Here is a 19,082-nt window from a genome sequence, read left to right as displayed (position 1 = left end):
AAGGCTAAGGCGCGGCACGTACCACGTCAATGCATGGCTTGGCGTAGCGAGTGTAGTTGTGCAATGGGGCGGCAACAATCCTGATTCTGCCATTCATCGAGGTGTTTGCGCGGTGTTGGCGTTCTTTGTCAGTTGTGTCTAGACTGGCCGGGTTCTTGTCGGGGTGCCTTGCTATGAGGCTGAGATCGAATAATTTCGGATCCCGTTGAACCTGATCAGGTTAGCGCCTGCGTAGGGAACAAGATTTCTCGTCACCCGGCGAGTCCTCTTGTGCTTCGTCCGGGATGTTGTTCGACAATCGAACACCCCTCGAGCACTGAGCACAGCACCAACAGCTTTGTTATTGCTGATTGGTCGCGTCCATTCGTTACAGGTTCGCTCCGACAAAATTCCACTGCCTGGATGCTGTCTGGAGAGCCCGTGATGACGATAAAACCAAAAAATACGATGAACCTGAGTGATTCGGCCCAAGTCGATCAACAGTCGGTTCAACCGTTTACCCGCTCGCAAAAAATCTATGTCCAGGGCTCGCGCCCCGACATCCTCGTGCCCATGCGCGAAATCAGCCTGGATGTAACGCCGACCGACTTTGGCGGCGAGATCAATGCACCGGTGGTGGTGTACGACACCTCGGGCCCGTACACCGACCCCAATGTCATCATCGACGTGCGCAAAGGCCTGGCCGATGTGCGTTCTGCGTGGATCGAGTCCCGTGGCGACACTGAACGCCTGCCGGGCCTGAGCTCCAATTTCGGCCAGGAACGCCTCGCCGATGCCGAACTGACCAAACTGCGCTTCGCCCACGTCAACAACCCGCGCCGCGCCAAGGCCGGGGCCAACGTCAGCCAGATGCACTATGCCCGCCAAGGCATCATCACCGCCGAGATGGAATACGTCGCCATCCGCGAAAACATGAAGCTGGAAGTGGCTCGCGCCGCTGGCCTGCTGGACCAGCAACACGCCGGCCACAGCTTCGGCGCCAGCGTGCCGAAGATCATCACCCCCGAATTCGTCCGTGACGAAATCGCCCGTGGCCGCGCGATCATTCCGGCCAACATCAACCACACCGAACTGGAACCGATGATCATCGGCCGTAACTTCCTGGTGAAGATCAACGGCAACATCGGCAACAGCGCCCTGGGTTCGTCCATCGAAGAAGAAGTGGCGAAACTGACCTGGGGTATTCGCTGGGGTTCGGACACGGTCATGGATTTGTCCACCGGCAAACACATTCACGAAACCCGTGAGTGGATCATCCGCAACTCGCCGGTGCCGATCGGTACGGTGCCGATTTATCAGGCCCTGGAAAAAGTCGGCGGCGCCGCTGAAGACCTGACCTGGGAGTTGTTCCGCGACACGCTGATCGAACAGGCCGAGCAGGGCGTCGACTACTTCACCATCCACGCCGGCGTGTTGCTGCGTTATGTGCCGCTGACCGCCAAGCGCGTGACCGGTATCGTTTCCCGTGGCGGTTCGATCATGGCTAAGTGGTGCCTGGCGCACCACAAGGAAAACTTCCTCTACACCCATTTCGAAGACATCTGCGAAATCATGAAGGCCTACGACGTCAGCTTCTCGCTGGGCGATGGCCTGCGTCCGGGCTCGATTGCCGACGCCAATGACGCCGCACAATTCGGTGAGCTGGAAACCCTCGGCGAGCTGACCAAGATCGCCTGGAAGCACGACGTGCAGTGCATGATCGAAGGCCCGGGCCATGTGCCGATGCAGTTGATCAAAGAGAACATGGACAAGCAGCTCGAGTGCTGTGACGAGGCGCCGTTCTACACCCTCGGCCCGCTGACCACCGACATCGCGCCGGGTTACGACCACATCACCTCCGGGATCGGTGCAGCGATGATCGGCTGGTTCGGTTGCGCGATGCTCTGCTACGTGACGCCGAAGGAACACTTGGGCCTGCCGAACAAGGATGATGTGAAGACCGGGATCATCACCTACAAGATCGCCGCGCATGCCGCCGATCTGGCGAAGGGACATCCGGGCGCGCAGATTCGCGACAATGCCTTGAGCAAGGCACGGTTCGAATTCCGTTGGGAAGACCAGTTCAACCTTGGCCTGGATCCAGACACCGCCCGTTCGTATCACGATGAAACCTTGCCGAAGGATTCGGCCAAGGTCGCGCACTTCTGCTCCATGTGCGGGCCGAAATTCTGCTCGATGAAGATCACTCAGGAAGTCCGTGAGTACGCGGCCAACCAGCGGATCGAAACCGTGGATGCCGAGGTCGCCCAGGGATTGGCGGATCAGGCTGAACGGTTCAAGCAGGAAGGCAGTCAGCTGTACAAGAAAATCTAGCCACGAGCGACAAGCGACAAGCTGCAAGAAGAAGCGGATTGCGGATTGCTTCTAACTTGTAGCTTGCCGCTTGAACTTGCCTCTGCTCTTATTTGAGATAACCCCCTTGAGCATTCAACCGAGTACTTATTCCCCTGGCATCGCCGTGCCAACCGACAAACGCGTTTTCGGCGGTCGTGATCTGTTTTCCCTGTGGTTCTCCCTCGGCATCGGCTTGATGGTGCTGCAGACCGGCGCCTTGCTCGCGCCAGGCCTGGGCCTGTCCGGCTCACTGCTGGCGATCTTCCTCGGCACCCTGGTCGGCGTTCTGCTGCTGGCCGCCGTCGGCGTGATCGGCAGTGATACCGGCCTGTCGTCGATGGCCGCGCTCAAACTCTGCCTCGGCAAACGTGGCGCGAGCCTGCCGGCCGTGTTGAACCTGCTGCAACTGATCGGTTGGGGCTCGTTCGAAATCATCGTCATGCGTGATGCCGCCAGCCTGCTCGGCGCGCGGGCGTTCAGCGAAGGCAGCCTGCTGTCGAATCCGCTGCTCTGGACCATTGTCTTCGGTGGTCTGGCGACGTTGCTGGCCGTCAGCGGTCCTCTGACATTCGTGCGGCAGATCCTGCGCAAGTGGGGCATCTGGCTGTTGCTGGCCGCGTGCATCTGGCTGACCTGGAACCTGTTCGCCAAAGCCGATCTGGCTGCCTTGTGGGCGCAGGCCGGTGATGGTTCGATGCCGTTCGCCGTCGGCTTCGACATTGCTATCGCGATGCCGCTGTCGTGGCTGCCGCTGATTGCCGACTACTCGCGTTTCGGCAAGCGTGCGAAAAACGTCTTCGGCGGCACCGCGCTGGGCTTCTTTATCGGTAATTTCTGGCTGATGAGCCTGGGCGTGGCCTACACCCTGGCGTTCGCGCCGAGCGGTGAAGTGAATGCCTTGTTGCTGGCGCTGGCGGGTGCAGGCCTGGGCATTCCGCTGTTGCTGATCCTGTTGGACGAGTCGGAAAACGCCTTCGCCGACATTCACTCGGCGGCCGTTTCCAGCGGGATTCTGTTGCGCTTGAAAGTCGAGCATCTGGCGTTGGCCATCGGCGTGATTTGCACACTGATCGCGTGCCTGGCGCCATTGGCCCAGTACCAAAACTTCCTGCTGTTGATCGGTTCGGTGTTTGCGCCGCTGTTCGGCGTGGTGCTGGTGGATCACTTCATTCTGCGCAAGCGTTCGGCTCAGGTGGCGTCAGCCGCATTGCGCTGGCCGGCGTTGCTCGCCTGGTTGGGCGGGGTGAGCACCTATCACTTGCTGGCCAATCTGTATCCGGACATCGGCGCAACCCTGCCGTCGTTGATTCTGGCAGGGCTGCTGCAGCTGGTGCTGGGCCGGGCTTTCAGTTACGGCCGGGAAACAGCTCGGGCTTGATGATGCCATTCAGGCGAGGGTAGGGGATCTTCAGTTCGACATGGCCCAGCGCGTATGGCGCGATGGTGCTGGTTTCGTACTTGAGGATCACCCCACCGTAGGTCAGCGCCACGTTCTGGGTTTTCTGGAACGGCCAGCTCTTCACGAACTCCGGTTCCTGATCGAGCTTGGTGCTGATCAGCCAGCTGTTGTGCGCCACTTGCGCCGCCTTCCAGAACGCCTCTTCCTGACCCGGCACCAACATGTCCGACAGCGTCAGCACTTTGTGCTGCTGGCGTGAATAGTTGATAAAGCTGCGGCCCGGTGTGCCATGAGCGCCGCCGGTGTCCAGGTAGCTGGAAAATTCGACGATCACCAAGCCGTCATGCTGCTCACGTACCTTGGCTTGCAGGTAACTGCTGTAGCGCGGCCCGGCGGTGCGCAAAAACTCATCGCGATAGGCCGTCAGCGTCGGCGCCACCGGGGCGTCCGGTGTGGTGCGGGTCATTTGCAGCAGGCGTTTTTCGACGATGCCGTCCAGCTGCGGTTCGGCGGGGAAGCGCAATGTATCGATGTTCACCAGCGGACAATCGGGTGTGGTGCAACCCGGTTTCAGGGTTTCGGTAGCGTCGCGGGTAGTTTCCAGCGGCGCCCGGTAGTTGGGCTGAAACAGACTCTGGCAGGCGCCCAGCGTCAGGGCGATTGCGGCCACGGAGGCGATTTTAAAAAGCGACATGGGCGTCCTTTGTAAAACAGGGAAAGGCAAAAAGTTATCCGCTTCGACTCTCAACGAAGCAGTCAGTTCGCCACTAAGCTAATTAGAGTTGGTTTCGCCCTCACCGTCTATCCCGCTGACGGGAAAGGGGCTGCATCAAATGTCGCAGGCGCGTTAGGATGGCGCGAAGTCGAGGTTGCAGGTAACAAAAAGGAGCCTCGTAACGGATTTGCAGTAAAGAGGATTGTCATGACTGATTTTGCCAACGCCATTCCGACCACCGTTGATATCGTTCGGCGCGAAATGTGTTACGAGGGCTTTTACAAGCTCCACCGTGTGCACTTGCGCCACGAGTTGTTCGCCGGCGGCATGAGTCGTGAAATCAATCGTGAAGTGTTCGTGCGCCACGACGCCGTGTGTGTGTTGCCTTACGATCCGCAGCGTGACGAAGTGGTGCTGATCGAACAGTTTCGCGTCGGCGCCATGGGCAAGACCGACAACCCCTGGCTGATCGAGCTGGTCGCTGGTCTGATCGACAAGGAAGAAGTGCCGGAAGAAGTTGCTCACCGCGAAGGGCAGGAGGAAGCTGGGCTTGTGTTCGGGGCGCTCTGGCCGATGATCAAATATTTCCCGTCGCCGGGCGGCAGCAATGAGTTCGTGCACCTGTTCCTGGGGCGTTGCGACTCTACCGGGGTTGGCGGCCTGCATGGGCTGGAGGAAGAAGCTGAAGATATCCGCGTCACGGTCTGGGCGTTAGAAGATGCCTTGCAGGCCGTGCGCGACGGACGAATTGCCAACGCGGCCAGCATCATTGCCTTGCAATGGTTAGCTTTAAACCGCGCTGAAGTGAGGGGGTTATGGTCGTAAACAAGCTGCGCGATCGCTATCGGGTGGACCTTGCGGGGCTGCAAGCTTCCTGTGAGGCGAACTACGCGCGCTTGATGCGACTGTTGCCGGACATGCGCGACGAGCCGGCGGCGCGGCGCATTGCCGTAACGCATGGCGAACAGATGCTTGGCGTGCTGGCGCTGGAAGTGTTGCAGGTCTGTCCGTACACCACGACCCTGCAAGTGCGTCAGGAGCACAGCCTGCCGTGGCTGCCGATTCCGCAGCTGGAAGTGCAGGTCTACCACGACGCCTGCATGGCCGAAGTGGTCAGCGCCGAACATGCGCGGCGTTTTCGCGGCATCTATCCTTATCCCAACGCCTCGATGCACCAGCCGGACGAAAAGGCCCAGCTGAATATGTTTCTGGGTGAGTGGCTGAGCCATTGCCTGGCGTGCGGCCACGAGTACGCCGTTGTGCGGTAGTTGTGAACTGCGTCAGGTTCACAGGTTTCCCCTTTTGAGCGTCCCCCAGCATAATTGCGGCACCTATCCACCCCCGTGATTCTGCCTTGGGAGAACGCCTTGCCGAGCGTATCCACATTGACCACCGCCGATCCGGCGTTGCTGGTGCAACTCTCCGACAGCCATCTGTTCGCCGAAGCGGACGGGACGTTGCTGGGTATGAACACGCGGGACAGCCTGCAAAAAGTCATCGAACTGGTGCAGCTTCAGCAGCCGAATATCGATCTGGTCATTGCCAGCGGCGACCTGTCTCAGGACGGGACGCTGGAGTCCTACCAACAGTTTCGCGACCTGACCGGGCAACTCGATACGCCGGCGCGCTGGATTCCCGGCAATCACGATGAGCCACAGATCATGGCCGAGGCCGCGGTGAAAAGCGCATTGCTGGAACCGGTGGTGGATGTCGGCAACTGGCGAGTCACCTTGCTTGATTCCGCCGTGCCGGGTTCGGTGCCGGGGTACTTGCAGGATGAGCAGTTGCAGCTGTTGGTTCGATCGCTGAGTGAGGCGCCGGAGCGGCATCATCTGGTATGTTTTCACCATCACCCGGTGTCGATTGGCTGTGCCTGGATGGAGCCGATCGGCTTGCGCAATCCTGAGGCGCTGTTTGCAGTGCTGGATCGTTTTCCGCAGGTGCGGGCGGTTTTGTGGGGGCATGTGCATCAGGAGATTGATCAGCTGCGTAATGGCGTTCGTTTGATCGCCTCGCCGTCGACCTGCATTCAGTTCGAGCCGGGCAGCGATGATTTCAAGGTCGGGGAGCAGGCGCCGGGGTATCGCTGGTTGCGGTTGTTGCCGGATGGGCAGATTGAAACCGGGGTGGAACGAGTCACCGGGTTTGATTTTGAGGTTGATTACGGCTCTAACGGCTATTGAGTATTCAGTAAGACCGGGGGCGGCCATCGTGAGCAGGCTCACTCCTGCATTGGAATGCATACCCCTGTAGGCGTGAGCCTGCTCGCGATGGCGCCCTCAAAGGCACCACGAATTTCAAGGATATCCCCGATCCCCTCGACTCCCTGTAAACTGCGCCTCTTTACCCGACGCACAGGGAGCTCAAATGTCAGGTTCGATCCTTTATATCCACGGTTTCAACAGCGCGCCTTCGTCGAAAAAGGCTACGCAGTTGATGCAGGTGATGGACCGACTCGGCCTGAGCGATCAACTGCGCGTTCCGGCCTTGCATCACCACCCGCGCGAGGCCATCGGTCAGCTGGAGCAGGCGATTGAAGCGCTGGGGCGGCCACTGCTGGTCGGCAGCTCACTCGGCGGCTACTATGCGACTCACTTGGCCGAGCGTCATGGCCTCAAGGCTTTGCTGATCAACCCGGCCGTCAGTCCGCACCGGATGTTCGACGGGTACCTGGGAACGCAGAAAAACCTGTATACCGATGAAGCCTGGGAATTGACCCACGACCACGTGACAGCTTTGGCCGAACTGGAAGTGCCGGCGCCCCGGGACCCGCAGCGGTATCAGGTGTGGTTGCAGACCGGTGACGAAACGCTGGACTATCGCCTCGCCCAGCAGTATTACCGGGCCTGCGCCTTGCGCATCCAGGCCGGTGGCGACCATGGTTTCCAGGGCTTCGCCGCGCAATTGCCGGCGATGCTGAGTTTTGCCGGCATCGGCGCAGATTTGTATCAGGCGATCGATTTCACTGCACTGTGAACCCTCGCCCCTTATTAAACGAACACTCTTTTTACAGGCGGACGACGAGACCCCATGGCCACTCCCAGCGCTAGCTCTTATAACGCAGACGCCATCGAAGTCCTCTCGGGCCTCGACCCGGTGCGTAAACGCCCCGGTATGTACACCGACACCAGTCGGCCGAACCACCTTGCCCAGGAAGTCATCGACAACAGCGTCGACGAAGCCTTGGCCGGGCATGCGACTTCGGTGCAGGTCATCCTGCACGCCGATCACTCCCTGGAAGTCAGCGATGACGGCCGTGGCATGCCGGTGGACATTCACCCGGAAGAGGGCGTGTCCGGGGTCGAACTGATCCTCACCAAGCTCCATGCGGGCGGCAAGTTTTCCAACAAGAACTACCAGTTCTCCGGCGGTCTGCACGGGGTGGGTATTTCCGTGGTCAACGCCTTGTCGACCGAAGTCCGGGTGCGCGTCAAGCGTGACGGCAACGAATACCAGATGACGTTCGCCGACGGTTACAAGAAAACCGAACTGGAAGTGGTCGGCACCGTCGGCAAGCGCAACACCGGCACCAGCGTGTTCTTTGCGCCGGACCCGAAGTACTTCGATTCGCCGAAATTCTCCATCAGCCGCCTCAAGCACGTGCTCAAGGCCAAGGCCGTTCTCTGCCCGGGGCTGCTGGTCAGTTTTGAAGACAAAGCCACCGGCGAGAAAGTCGAATGGCATTACGAAGACGGCCTGCGTTCCTATCTGGTCGACGCCGTCAGCGAATTCGAACGCCTGCCGGACGAGCCGTTCTGCGGCAGCCTGGCCGGTAATAAAGAAGCGGTCGACTGGGCGCTGTTGTGGCTGCCGGAAGGGGGCGACGCGGTTCAGGAAAGCTACGTCAACCTGATCCCGACGGCCCAGGGTGGTACACACGTCAACGGTTTGCGTCAGGGTTTGCTCGATGCGATGCGCGAATTCTGTGAATTCCGCAGCCTGCTGCCACGCGGCGTGAAGCTGGCGCCGGAAGACGTCTGGGAACGCATCGCCTTCGTCCTGTCGATGAAAATGCAGGAGCCGCAATTCTCCGGCCAGACCAAAGAGCGTTTGTCGTCCCGTGAAGCGGCGGCGTTTGTTTCCGGTGTGGTCAAGGACGCGTTCAGCCTGTGGCTCAACGCCAACCCGGAAACCGGCATGCTCCTGGCGGAATTGGCGATCAACAACGCCGGCCGCCGCCTCAAGGCGAGCAAGAAGGTCGAGCGCAAGCGCGTCACCGCAGGACCGGCGCTGCCGGGCAAACTCGCCGATTGCGCCGGGCAGGACCCGATGCGTTCCGAGCTGTTCCTCGTGGAAGGTGATTCCGCCGGCGGTTCCGCCAAGCAAGCACGAGACAAAGAGTTTCAAGCGATCCTGCCGTTGCGCGGCAAGATTCTGAACACCTGGGAAGTCGATGGCAGCGAAGTGCTGGCCAGCCAGGAAGTGCACAACATCGCCGTGGCCATCGGTGTCGATCCGGGTGCGGCGGACATGAGCCAGCTGCGTTACGGCAAGATCTGCATCCTCGCCGACGCCGACTCCGACGGTCTGCACATTGCCACGCTGCTGTGCGCGTTGTTCGTCCAGCACTTCCGCCCGTTGGTGGATGCCGGTCACGTCTACGTCGCGATGCCGCCGCTGTACCGCATCGACTTGGGCAAGGAGATTTACTACGCCCTGGACGAAGCCGAGCGCGATGGCATTCTCGATCGTCTGGTCGCCGAGAAGAAACGCGGCAAGCCGCAGGTCACCCGATTTAAAGGTCTGGGTGAAATGAACCCGCCGCAACTGCGCGAAACCACCATGGACCCGAACACCCGGCGTCTGGTGCAGTTGACCCTGGACGATTTCGCTGCGACCTCGGAAATGATGGACATGCTGCTGGCGAAGAAACGTGCCGGTGACCGCAAGTCCTGGCTGGAATCCAAGGGCAACCTGGCCGAGGTTCTTGGTTGATGCGGCTCGGCTTTGCCCTGGCGTGTGCGTTGCTTCTGACCCCGGTTCTGGCCTTTGCTGAACCGGCACCAGAATTGCGCGTGGTCTCCGAGCATCCCGTTGACGGCATGCGCGGCGGCAACCTGTCGGGACTGGCCCAGTGCGGCAAGGACCTGTGGACGGTCTCGGATCGCGACGACGATCAGATTTACCGCCTTGATACCAGCAACGCGACCTGGCAGGCCGAAAGCGTGGGCCTCGGCGTACCTCCGGTGCCGGACAACGGATTACCCTGGGGGTTGCGTGCGCGAACCTGGGCGGCGTCGTTCGTGCGTGGCGGCGATCTGGATTTCGAAGGCATTACCTGTGACAGCGCCGGCAATCGCTACATTGTCAGCGAAGGCCATGCGGCCGTCCTCCTGGTACCCCCTACAGGGCCGGCGAGCTGGTTGAAAATCTCGCCAATGCTGGTTCGCGAAGCGCGTGCCAGCGGCATGCTGTTGCAGTTCAATGCGCTGTTCGAGGGGCTGGCGATCAATCCGGCGGGCGATCAAATATGGTTCGCTGCCGAACGTCAAAGCCGCGGCTTGTTGACGATCAAGCGCAAACAGACCGTATGGGATTGCGACGGTGGCTGTGTGCTGCTGAGCGAAGCGGGCATGGAAATGCAGCCGCCGCAGTTCCCTCATGCCAAACCGGTTAACCGGGACTTCTCCGACCTGTCATTGTTCGAGGGCAAGTTGTTTACCCTTGAGCGCAACGCCTATCAGATCTGTCGCCGCGACCCGCAGACGGCCAAGGTCGAACGCTGCTGGTCGTATGCGGCCGAGTTGTTGCAGGAAAACCGCCGTTATTCGCAGAACTACGGTCTGGAAGAGGCGTTGATCATTGACGCTGACGGTGCCTGGATTGGCGTCGACAACAATTTCGGGCCCCGTACCGATGGTGAAGTTCGCCCGGTTGTCTGGCGCTTCGCCGCGCCTGAAGGTGGCTGGAGCGCCAAGCCGTGAGTCAACAACCGCCGGGCAAGCGCGCCGGTCGTGTGTTGATGGTGCTGGCCTGGTGCGCGGCGCTGTTTCTGGCCACGCGGTTTTTCGGGCAGTGGGAAGAGCGGCAGCAAAACCCGAATGGGGTGGTCAGTTCCGAGCAGGGCGATGGGTTTATCGAAGTGAAGCTGGTCAGCAACGTTCAGGGGCATTTTGTCGCCAGCGGCGCGATCAACGGCCACCCGGTGGATTTCATGCTCGATACCGGGGCGACGGATGTGTCAATTCCGGCCAGTGTGGCCGAGGGATTGAAACTGGAACAAGGCTTCGGGGTGACCCTGAGCACGGCCAACGGTCTGAGCGAGGGCTATCGAACCCGCATCGACCGGCTGCAACTGGGCGACATTGTGTTGCGTGATGTTCGCGCGCTGGTCGCCCCTGGCCTGGAAGGTAAGCAGGTGCTGCTCGGCATGAGCGCACTGAACAAACTTGAATTTACCCAGCGCGGTGGCACCATGCTGCTGCGCCAGACAACGAACCGATGAGGCCCGCATGAGCGACTCCCTTGATCTCAGCCTGGACGGTGTAGAACGCCGGTCACTGGCTGACTTCACCGAAAATGCCTACCTCAATTACTCCATGTACGTGATCATGGACCGTGCCTTGCCGCATATCGGCGACGGCCTGAAACCGGTACAGCGACGCATCATCTACGCGATGAGCGAGTTGGGGCTGGACGCCGATTCCAAGCACAAGAAATCGGCGCGTACCGTCGGTGACGTGCTCGGCAAGTTCCACCCGCACGGCGACTCGGCCTGCTACGAAGCCATGGTCCTGATGGCCCAGCCGTTCAGCTACCGCTACACGCTGGTCGACGGTCAGGGTAACTGGGGTGCGCCGGATGATCCCAAGTCCTTCGCCGCCATGCGTTACACCGAGGCGCGGCTGTCGCGTTATTCCGAAGTGCTGCTCAGCGAACTGGGCCAGGGCACGGCGGACTGGGGCCCGAACTTTGACGGCACCCTCGACGAGCCATTGGTGTTGCCGGCACGTTTGCCGAACATCCTGCTCAACGGCACCACCGGCATCGCCGTGGGCATGGCCACCGACGTGCCGCCGCACAACCTGCGCGAAGTCGCGACGGCGTGCGTGCGTTTGCTTGATGAGCCCAAAGCCACGGTCGAACAGCTCTGTGAACACATCCAGGGCCCGGATTACCCGACCGAAGCGGAAATCATCACCCCGCGCGCCGACCTGCTGAAAATGTACGAGACCGGCAAGGGCTCGGTGCGTATGCGCGCCGTGTACCACATCGAAGACGGCGACATTATTGTCACCGCGCTGCCGCACCAGGTGTCCGGTGCCAAGGTGCTGGAACAGATCGCCGCGATGATGCAGGCCAAGCCGTCCAAGGCGCCGCAAATTGCTGACTTGCGCGACGAATCCGACCACGAAAACCCGTGCCGCATCGTGATCATCCCGGGGGCGCGCAAAAACTTTGACCACGATGCACTGATGACGCACCTGTTCGCCAGCACCGAGCTGGAGTCGAGCTACCGGGTCAACATCAACATCATCGGCCTGGACGGCAAGCCGCAGCTGAAAAACCTGCGGGCGCTGCTGGTCGAATGGCTGGAATTCCGGGTGCAGACCGTGCGTCGCCGCCTGCAATTCCGCCTCGATAAGGTCGAGCGTCGCCTGCACCTGTTGGACGGTTTGTTGATTGCCTACCTCAACCTGGATGAAGTGATTCACATCATCCGTACCGAGGAGCACCCAAAAGCCGCCCTGATCGCGCGTTTCGCCCTGAGCGAAATCCAGGCCGACTACATCCTCGACACCCGTTTGCGTCAGTTGGCGCGACTGGAAGAAATGAAACTGCGTGCCGAGCAGGATGAACTGCTCAAGGAACAAGCCAAGCTGCAAGCGCTGCTGAGCAGCGAAGCCAAGCTGAAAAAACTGGTGCGCACCGAGCTGATCAAGGACGCCGAAACTTATGGCGACGACCGTCGTTCGCCGATTGTCGAGCGCGCCGAGGCCAAGGCCCTGACCGAGCACGACCTGCTGCCGAACGAGAAAGTGACGGTCGTGCTGTCGGAAAAAGGCTGGGTCCGTTCAGCCAAAGGTCACGAAATCGACGCCACCGGGCTTTCCTACAAGGCCGGTGACGGCTTCAAGGCCCTCGCAGCCGGGCGCTCCAACCAGTTTGCGGTGTTTATCGACTCCACCGGTCGCAGTTATTCGGTGGCGGCGCACACGTTGCCTTCGGCCCGTGGCCAGGGCGAGCCGTTAACCGGTCGTCTGACGCCACCGCCAGGCGCGAGCTTCGAATGCGTGTTGATGCCGGAAGACGATTCGCTGTACGTGATCGCCTCCGACGCCGGGTATGGCTTTGTGGTCAAAGGTGAAGATTTCCAGGCCAAGAACAAGGCCGGCAAGGCGTTGCTGAGCCTGCCGAGCAACTCGAAAGTCATTCTTCCGCGCCCGGTCGCCGATCGCGAGAGCAACTGGCTGGCCTCGGTCACGACCGAAGGTCGCCTGCTGATCTTCAAGATCAGCGACCTGCCACAATTAGGTAAGGGCAAAGGCAACAAGATCATCGGCATCACCGGTGAACGCGTGGCCAATCGCGAAGAATATGTCACGGACATCGCCGTGCTGCCGGAGGGTGCCACTTTGGTGTTGCAGGCCGGGAAACGTACCTTGTCGCTGAAAGCAGACGACCTCGAACACTACAAAGGTGAGCGTGGACGTCGTGGTAACAAATTGCCACGTGGCTTCCAGCGGGTCGATGCGCTGCTCGTCGAAAACCTCAATTAGGCGTCCTAGACCGCTCGATCTACGATTTAACGCGTAGATCGACGCATTGGCGCTGGAGTCGGAACGCATATTCACGGATGATATGGCCTTTCAAGCGCCGGCGTGGCCGAGCGTTCTTCACATTTATTGAGTATTTTCACTGTGGTCAGCCTTGTGGCGGCCACCTGGATGGGACGATGACTGCTCTGCGCCTTCCTTTTATTTTGATGCTCGCTGGCGTTTTAGGCCTGGCGGGTTGCAGCGTTCACCAGCCGGTGTCGCTGTATCAACTGGACAGTGGAAGTCCGGTTGCGCCTGCGCAAAGCGCGGGCATGGCCGTATTGTTGGGCCCGGTAACCGTCGCTGATTACCTGCAACGTGAAACCCTGTTGCAGCGTCAGCCCGATGGCAGCCTTCAGGCGTCGACCGACGGTCGATGGGCCGGGAGCCTGTCTTCGGACATCGATCAGTTGTTGCTGCGTCAGGTAGCCGGTCGTCTGGACAGTCAGCGTGTTGTGCTGGCGCCCGCGACCCTCGGTTTCACGCCGGATGTTCAGGTGCTGCTGACGATTACTCGCCTGGACTCCGGTGAGTCGCAACCGGCCATCCTCGATGCGCAATGGCGTTTGATTGATCGTCGTGGCCAGGTTCGCGACAACCGCATCATTCATTTGCAGGAACAGCACGCGGGCGGCACAGCGGCGCAGGTTCAGGCTCAGGGGGTGTTGTTGCAGCGTCTGGCGGAGCAATTGTCGGTGGCGTTGAAACCATTGGCCAACCAGCCACCGATTGCTGAGGCGCCAAAGAAATCAGCTGCCAAGCCTGTAGCACCGGCGACAGAGCAAGAGAAACAACCGAAGATCCCGATGGCGTCACCGATCCGGACCGATATGGAAGTGTTCAGGTTCTAAGCCTGGACTGATCCAAAGCAAAGCCCGCCTTGTGCGGGCTTTGTTGTTTCTGCAGGTTGGAGGTCTACGGCGCTGCTGACGGCCTCATCGCGAGCAAGCTCACTCCCACAGGGGGTCTCTGGCGTTCACAGAGGCGGCGTCCACAACAGATCCCTGTGGGAGCGAGCTTGCTCGCGATGAGGCCAGAACAGACAACAAAAAACCCGCAGACAATCACTCATCTGCGGGTTTTTTTACAGCGGGGGCTAGTGCTTACGCCCGACGCTCATGCATCCGCGCCAACTGCCGCTCCAGCATCGACGGATAAGGCTCCATCAGCCGCTCCACACAGCAAGCCCCCTCAGGGCTGGCAATCGGACGAATCCGTGCGCGCTGACGGATCAGTGCATCGTCACTGATCTTGCGTTCCACCAGCAGCAGGTTGCGGCTGTGTTGCGACAGGGCCAGGGCGTCCTGGGCGGACTCGGTCAGCAGCAAGTCGATCTGACTCATACCGAACAACTCTTCACCCAGCGTCAGACCCAGCTGCAATTGCAGGGTGATGCCGCTGTCCGCGACTTCGATCTGCAACTGATGGCCCAGCGCTCGCAGCAGCTCACCGCAGCAGATGGCGTTGGTCAGGTAGTCGTCGCCGCTGTCTTCGGTGTGGAACAGCATCAGCGTGCTGCCATCGTTCAGGGTATGCAGTTCGCTCTGGTAGAGCGAAGCGGCCTGATCGAGGCAGTCGCGATAGCGTTTCAGCAATTCTTCCAGGCGTGTGCGAGGCAGGCGACGCAGTTGATCCTGGGCGCCCAGTTGCACGGCCAGGACCGCACTGTGTTGCGGCACGTTCGAGATCACCGGTTTTGCCGCCGGTTTCGGCGCGCTGGCGACCGACTCGTCACGCAGATCGGCAAACGCATCATCGTCGTCATCGTCTTCAGCGGTGCTGACAATGTGCCGTGGCGCCGGTTTGAGGGCTGCCACAGGCTTGGTTTCGTCAAAACTCGGGTCACGCAAGTTGCGCACTTCGAAGGTCGGTTCGTTGTCGTCCGCGTCTTCGTAGTCGCTCTCGTCGTACTCGGGTTCTGGCGCTGGCTCGGGTTCGGCCGGCTCTGGTGCGAAATTGGCGTGCAGCTGACGGGCAAGGTCGCCGATTTCATCCTGGCGCTCGGTGGCCGGGGTGTATTCGTCGATATTGCGCAGCCACACGCGCAATTGCAGCAGCGGCGTGGAGATGTGCCGACCCAGGCGCAGGCTCAAGGCCAGGGACAGGGCCAGCAGTATCGCACTCAAAATGCCCATGCTTTGCAGGCTGATGGTCATCGGCTGCTGGAACTGATCCATGTCCAGGCTGATGCGCAGTTGCCCGGCGGTCACGTCCTGGAACGTGATCTTGCTCTGGTACATGCCCTCGGCTTCGCCCAACAGGCTGTGCTTGGGGCGCTGACCGGCTTCGGCGAGGATGCGGTTATCCACGCTATAAATGGCGGCGTGGGCCACCAGTTTATTCTTGGTCAGGTTGTTGAGCAGCACGTTGAGGCTGAGGATGTCGTTGGACACCAACAGCTCCGTGGCGGACGTGGCGGTCTGCGTGGTCAGGCTTTCGCCCAGCGCATCGGCCTGCTCGTGCATGGCCTGCTTGAACTGCAAACCCATCACGCAGGCGTAGATCACCAGGGCCAGAGCGACCAGGATCACGTTATGGCTGGCGATGCGCAATGCAATCGGTACACGGCGATGGCGCAGTGCCCGGAAGATCAGCAGAAAGAAGTTATCGGTTTTTACTGGCGTGGGCCGGTTCACTTGAGCTCGGCTCTTTTGTCCGTGAAGTTGACGCGCAGTATAGCGACAGGCCCTAGACCGGCAAAGCGCTCACGGTGCCCGATGGTCACTGAAAGTGGGTAGAATGCGGTTTTTTTCCACTTGCGGGGGTGCGCCTTGCGCGAAATCGTCCTGATAAACATCACGGGAGTCGACCGTCCGGGTCTGACTGCGGCCATTACCGGCGTTCTGGCCCAGGGTGGTGTGAACATTCTCGACATCGGTCAGGCGGTGATCCACGACACCCTGTCGTTCGGCATCCTGGTTGAAATTCCGGATACCGAGCAAGGCAAGTCGGTGCTCAAGGACATCCTGTTCAAGGGCTACGAGCTCGACCAGCAGGTGCGTTTCACGCCGGTGTCCGAAGAGGATTACCAGCAGTGGGTCGGCAACCAGGGCAAAAAGCGCCACATCGTGACGCTATTGACCCGCAAAGTGACCGCCGGGCAATTGCAGGCCGTGAGTTCGATCACCGCGAAATATGGCCTGAACATCGATCACATCGATCGCTTGTCCGGGCGCATGCCGCTGGACACCCCGGCCGACAAGGGCAAGGGCTGCATCGAGTTTTCCGTGCGGGGCGAAGCGGCCGATCCGCAGGCGCTGCGGGCCGAGTTCCTCAGCGTTGCGCAGGAATTGAACGTCGACATCGCCTTCCAGGAAGATTCACTGTTCCGTCGTAACCGTCGGCTGGCGGTGTTCGACATGGATTCGACCCTGATCGAAGCCGAAGTCATCGACGAACTGGCCAAGGCAGCCGGCGTCGGCGATCAGGTGTCTGAAATCACCGAGCGGGCGATGGCCGGCGAACTGGATTTCCGCGCAAGCTTCAAAGAGCGCCTGGCGCTGCTCAAAGGCCTGGACGTCAGCGTGCTGGACTCGATTGGCGCGTCCCTGCGCCTGACCGAAGGTGCCGAAACCCTGTTCGCCGAACTCAAGCGCCTGGGCTACAAGACCGCCATTCTGTCGGGTGGTTTTACTTACTTTGCCAAGCAGTTGCAGGCCAAGCTGGGTATCGACTACGTGTTTGCCAACGAACTGGAAGTGGTCGACGGCAAGGTGACCGGTGTGGCGGTCGAGCCGATTGTCGATGCGCAGCGCAAGGCGGATCTGCTGCGTGAGCTGGCGCATAAGGAAGGTTTGCGTCTGGAGCAGACCATCGCGGTCGGCGACGGCGCCAACGATCTGCCGATGCTGGCGATTGCCGGATTGGGCGTGGCGTTCCGGGCCAAGCCGTTGGTGAAACAGTCGGCGAAACAGGCGATTTCTACGCTTGGGCTGGATGGCGTGCTGTACCTGTTGGGTTTTCGGGACCGTGACGGGCAGCTCTGAGGTCGTCACGGTCTGAACTGGCCTCATCGCGGTCTTTCAGGCCACACTCACAGCGAAGGCCACAACGAATCAAACACCTCCCCAACGCCGCTCCCCGCGGCGTTGTCGTTTCTACTTGTCTCCAGCGACCGATACGCAAACTGATTAAAACTGTGGGTACTCGCCACCCGCCGATCCAGCCCGGCCCGGCGTTCCTGGCCGTTGGTGTTGATCAGCACCTTGCTGCCTTCCTGAAACGGCAAACGCGGGGCGAGCACGGTGGCGGGCAGGTCGATGGCACTGATCTGCGGTAGCAACAACCCGCGCAAGTACTGGCTGTGGTCATCCCGGTTGCGCACCAATTGCAGCCCGCAAGGCTCGGCGAAGGGCGCAACCTGCTCGATGCCCATTTGCGTACCGCCACCGCGCACCTGACGAATCCAGCGCACGACCGCAATGCTCCAGCCTTTATTGACTGAATCCTCAATCCCGACCATTTCACCGGCCTGTAACTCGGCGGGCACCGCGTTGGGCCAGGCCAGGCAATAACCGCCGGGGCTGTGATTGATGACGGGCAGAGCATAGGTCGGAAAATGCCGGTTGCTGTCGGCCTCTTTGCTGTCGTCATTTTGCAGTTGCGGGTATTCAATTTCTTCGTAGGGCAGCAAGGCATCGGCAGTGCCCTGTGACGCGGCATCGAACGCCTGATGCCAGGGGTCGCTGCCCCGACTGGCCGCAGGCATTGCCGAAAACTGCGCGGGCCGGTGGCCAGGGTTTTTCAACAGGTCGCTGAATGAGCGCTGCCCGCCCAAATAAAAGTGCAGTGCGCTCATCCCCACGCACAGCGTCAACGTACCTTGACCGGCCGTTCGCTGAAAACTGCGCTCGGCCGCTTGACCCCAGGCGGCGTGCAGGTGCTGCAGCGTGTCCACGCTAAGACCCGTGGGTACGGGCAAGGCGTCTTTATTGCCTTGCAAGTGTGTTTCGATGGTGTCGACCAGTGGCTGCGGATCAAACCCCAGCAAACCGGCTTGCTGCCCGGCCCGGAACTTGTTGCGGTAACGCGGGCCAGTGTCGAGGTCCGGCGCGACGGCGAACAATCCATCGGCTGGTAGTTTGACCCGATGACTCCAGGCTTCCAGCGCTTCGGCGAGGCGGGCGATCTGGTTCTGGCGCAATTGATTGCAGCGTGACGCACCCAGCAGCAGGGCGACGGCGTAAGTCTGTTCGATGCTCAGGGAGTGCGTCTGGCTGGCCAGTTCATCGCGCAGGCTCAGGTGTTGCAACCGGTGTTCGCAGCCGATCCGGTACAACTGATGCAATTCCAGCCACACACCGTCCGGCACTGGGCAGTAGAGCTGAGTGGCGCGGATCAACTGACCGTTCAGGCAATGGAGTGCCCGTTGCAACGCTTGCGCCAGCAGTGGCGCACGGTCTTTGCTGAAACGAGGCGTGATTCGGATGACGATCTGTTTGTAGCCGATCGCCAAATGACTTTGCAGGGCCTGGCAAAGGTTGGCGATCTTGCGCGAACGCTCGTCGAGAACAATCGCCTGGTGCAGGAAATGCCGCTCCAGGTGTCTGCAGACGTAATACACCTCGGGCCTGAGCAGCTCGAGCATGGGCAGGCGATTGGCACTCGGTGTCAGCAGTTGGTTGAGTTCACCCAAGGCTTGATAGAGCTGGCGCGCGGTTTCGCCGATGTTGGCTTTGGGCAGGGCGGCGATCCAGCGCTTGAGGTCGCGTGGGGTGGCTTCGCAGAAAGTCAGGCGCAATTGCGCGGGGAGCGGGGCGCTTAGCAGCAGGTGGGGACTGGTTTCATTCATGCCGTGGAAAAACTCCAGCCGGTCAATGGGCAGTGAATGACCTGACTGTAGCAGCTATGTCCATCAGCGCGGGACAACCAGAGC

General features: G+C 60.6%; 15 protein-coding genes and 1 riboswitch. Of the genes, 12 read left to right on the top strand and 3 right to left on the bottom strand.

The features are described from left to right. Positions 1–149: 149 nt before the first annotated feature. Positions 150–255, top strand: a riboswitch (TPP riboswitch). A gap of 168 nt (positions 256–423) precedes the next feature. Together thiC and cytX are read left to right on the top strand one after the other, a co-directional pair. Further along, complete coding sequence (gene thiC, locus H8F22_RS28460; protein ID WP_059181737.1) at positions 424–2,313, top strand: phosphomethylpyrimidine synthase ThiC; 1,890 nt, start codon at positions 424–426, stop codon at positions 2,311–2,313. A gap of 106 nt (positions 2,314–2,419) precedes the next feature. Next, positions 2,420–3,712 (top strand): putative hydroxymethylpyrimidine transporter CytX, encoded by a 1,293-nt coding sequence (cytX, locus tag H8F22_RS28455; RefSeq protein ID WP_059181736.1) that lies wholly within the window; start codon positions 2,420–2,422, stop codon positions 3,710–3,712. Here the strand turns inward: cytX and H8F22_RS28450 are convergent. Then, complete coding sequence (locus H8F22_RS28450) at positions 3,681–4,427, bottom strand: RsiV family protein (RefSeq protein ID WP_059181735.1); 747 nt, start codon at positions 4,425–4,427, stop codon at positions 3,681–3,683. The two genes, cytX and H8F22_RS28450, sit on opposite strands and share 32 nt — an antisense overlap. Before the next feature lie 228 nt (positions 4,428–4,655). Here H8F22_RS28450 and H8F22_RS28445 point away from each other — a divergent pair, with 228 nt between their 5' ends. From H8F22_RS28445 to H8F22_RS28405, 9 genes are all read left to right on the top strand, one after another. Then, the gene (locus H8F22_RS28445; RefSeq protein WP_027922012.1) at positions 4,656–5,273 is read left to right on the top strand and encodes an NUDIX domain-containing protein; all 618 of its coding nucleotides are present in this window, start codon (positions 4,656–4,658) and stop codon (positions 5,271–5,273) included. Then, positions 5,264–5,716, top strand: a complete 453-nt coding sequence (locus H8F22_RS28440; RefSeq protein WP_027922011.1) for a DUF1249 domain-containing protein — start codon at positions 5,264–5,266, stop codon at positions 5,714–5,716. Before H8F22_RS28445 ends, H8F22_RS28440 begins: the two co-directional genes overlap by 10 nt. Before the next feature lie 99 nt (positions 5,717–5,815). Beyond that, complete coding sequence (cpdA, locus tag H8F22_RS28435) at positions 5,816–6,631, top strand: 3',5'-cyclic-AMP phosphodiesterase (RefSeq protein WP_194940974.1); 816 nt, start codon at positions 5,816–5,818, stop codon at positions 6,629–6,631. Positions 6,632–6,815: 184 nt separating this feature from the next. Beyond that, positions 6,816–7,424 (top strand): YqiA/YcfP family alpha/beta fold hydrolase, encoded by a 609-nt coding sequence (locus H8F22_RS28430; protein ID WP_059181734.1) that lies wholly within the window; start codon positions 6,816–6,818, stop codon positions 7,422–7,424. Between the two features lie 54 nt (positions 7,425–7,478). Further along, positions 7,479–9,383: a DNA topoisomerase IV subunit B gene (gene parE / locus H8F22_RS28425; RefSeq protein ID WP_194940973.1), complete on the top strand. Its 1,905-nt coding sequence runs from the start codon at positions 7,479–7,481 to the stop codon at positions 9,381–9,383. Continuing rightward, positions 9,383–10,372 (top strand): esterase-like activity of phytase family protein, encoded by a 990-nt coding sequence (locus H8F22_RS28420; RefSeq protein ID WP_027922007.1) that lies wholly within the window; start codon positions 9,383–9,385, stop codon positions 10,370–10,372. Before parE ends, H8F22_RS28420 begins: the two co-directional genes overlap by 1 nt. After that, a complete protein-coding gene (locus H8F22_RS28415; protein WP_027922006.1) occupies positions 10,369–10,893 on the top strand; it encodes a retropepsin-like aspartic protease family protein in 525 nt (174 codons plus the stop codon). Before H8F22_RS28420 ends, H8F22_RS28415 begins: the two co-directional genes overlap by 4 nt. Positions 10,894–10,900: 7 nt before the next feature. Next, positions 10,901–13,168: a DNA topoisomerase IV subunit A gene (gene parC, locus H8F22_RS28410; RefSeq protein WP_027922005.1), complete on the top strand. Its 2,268-nt coding sequence runs from the start codon at positions 10,901–10,903 to the stop codon at positions 13,166–13,168. A gap of 176 nt (positions 13,169–13,344) precedes the next feature. Next, positions 13,345–14,058, top strand: coding sequence for a PqiC family protein (locus H8F22_RS28405; protein ID WP_027922004.1), 714 nt, complete (start codon positions 13,345–13,347; stop codon positions 14,056–14,058). Positions 14,059–14,310: 252 nt separating this feature from the next. Here H8F22_RS28405 and H8F22_RS28400 read toward each other — a convergent pair whose 3' ends face one another. Beyond that, complete coding sequence (locus H8F22_RS28400; protein ID WP_027922003.1) at positions 14,311–15,843, bottom strand: AhpA/YtjB family protein; 1,533 nt, start codon at positions 15,841–15,843, stop codon at positions 14,311–14,313. A 135-nt stretch (positions 15,844–15,978) separates the two neighbouring features. Here H8F22_RS28400 and serB point away from each other — a divergent pair, with 135 nt between their 5' ends. Further along, positions 15,979–17,193: a phosphoserine phosphatase SerB gene (serB, locus tag H8F22_RS28395; RefSeq protein WP_027922002.1), complete on the top strand. Its 1,215-nt coding sequence runs from the start codon at positions 15,979–15,981 to the stop codon at positions 17,191–17,193. A gap of 47 nt (positions 17,194–17,240) precedes the next feature. Here the strand turns inward: serB and H8F22_RS33320 are convergent, their stop codons facing one another. After that, positions 17,241–18,998: a molecular chaperone gene (locus H8F22_RS33320; protein WP_228758983.1), complete on the bottom strand. Its 1,758-nt coding sequence runs from the start codon at positions 18,996–18,998 to the stop codon at positions 17,241–17,243. Positions 18,999–19,082 lie beyond the last annotated feature (84 nt).

It is taken from the genome of Pseudomonas mucoides, from assembly GCF_015461845.1.
Taxonomy (GTDB): domain Bacteria; phylum Pseudomonadota; class Gammaproteobacteria; order Pseudomonadales; family Pseudomonadaceae; genus Aquipseudomonas; species Aquipseudomonas mucoides.
The sequence above is the reverse complement of the archived record's forward strand: the minus strand, read 5'-3'. Positions and strand labels throughout refer to the sequence as shown.

Coding starts and splice junctions, on each gene's coding strand:
- thiC (WP_059181737.1), top strand. CDS start 424: ATGACGATAAAACCAAAAAATACGATGAACCTGAGTGATTCGGCCCAA.
- H8F22_RS28450 (WP_059181735.1), bottom strand. CDS start 4,427: ATGTCGCTTTTTAAAATCGCCTCCGTGGCCGCAATCGCCCTGACGCTG.
- H8F22_RS28445 (WP_027922012.1), top strand. CDS start 4,656: ATGACTGATTTTGCCAACGCCATTCCGACCACCGTTGATATCGTTCGG.
- H8F22_RS28440 (WP_027922011.1), top strand. CDS start 5,264: ATGGTCGTAAACAAGCTGCGCGATCGCTATCGGGTGGACCTTGCGGGG.
- H8F22_RS28430 (WP_059181734.1), top strand. CDS start 6,816: ATGTCAGGTTCGATCCTTTATATCCACGGTTTCAACAGCGCGCCTTCG.
- parE (WP_194940973.1), top strand. CDS start 7,479: ATGGCCACTCCCAGCGCTAGCTCTTATAACGCAGACGCCATCGAAGTC.
- H8F22_RS28420 (WP_027922007.1), top strand. CDS start 9,383: ATGCGGCTCGGCTTTGCCCTGGCGTGTGCGTTGCTTCTGACCCCGGTT.
- parC (WP_027922005.1), top strand. CDS start 10,901: ATGAGCGACTCCCTTGATCTCAGCCTGGACGGTGTAGAACGCCGGTCA.
- H8F22_RS28405 (WP_027922004.1), top strand. CDS start 13,345: ATGACTGCTCTGCGCCTTCCTTTTATTTTGATGCTCGCTGGCGTTTTA.
- H8F22_RS33320 (WP_228758983.1), bottom strand. CDS start 18,998: ATGAATGAAACCAGTCCCCACCTGCTGCTAAGCGCCCCGCTCCCCGCG.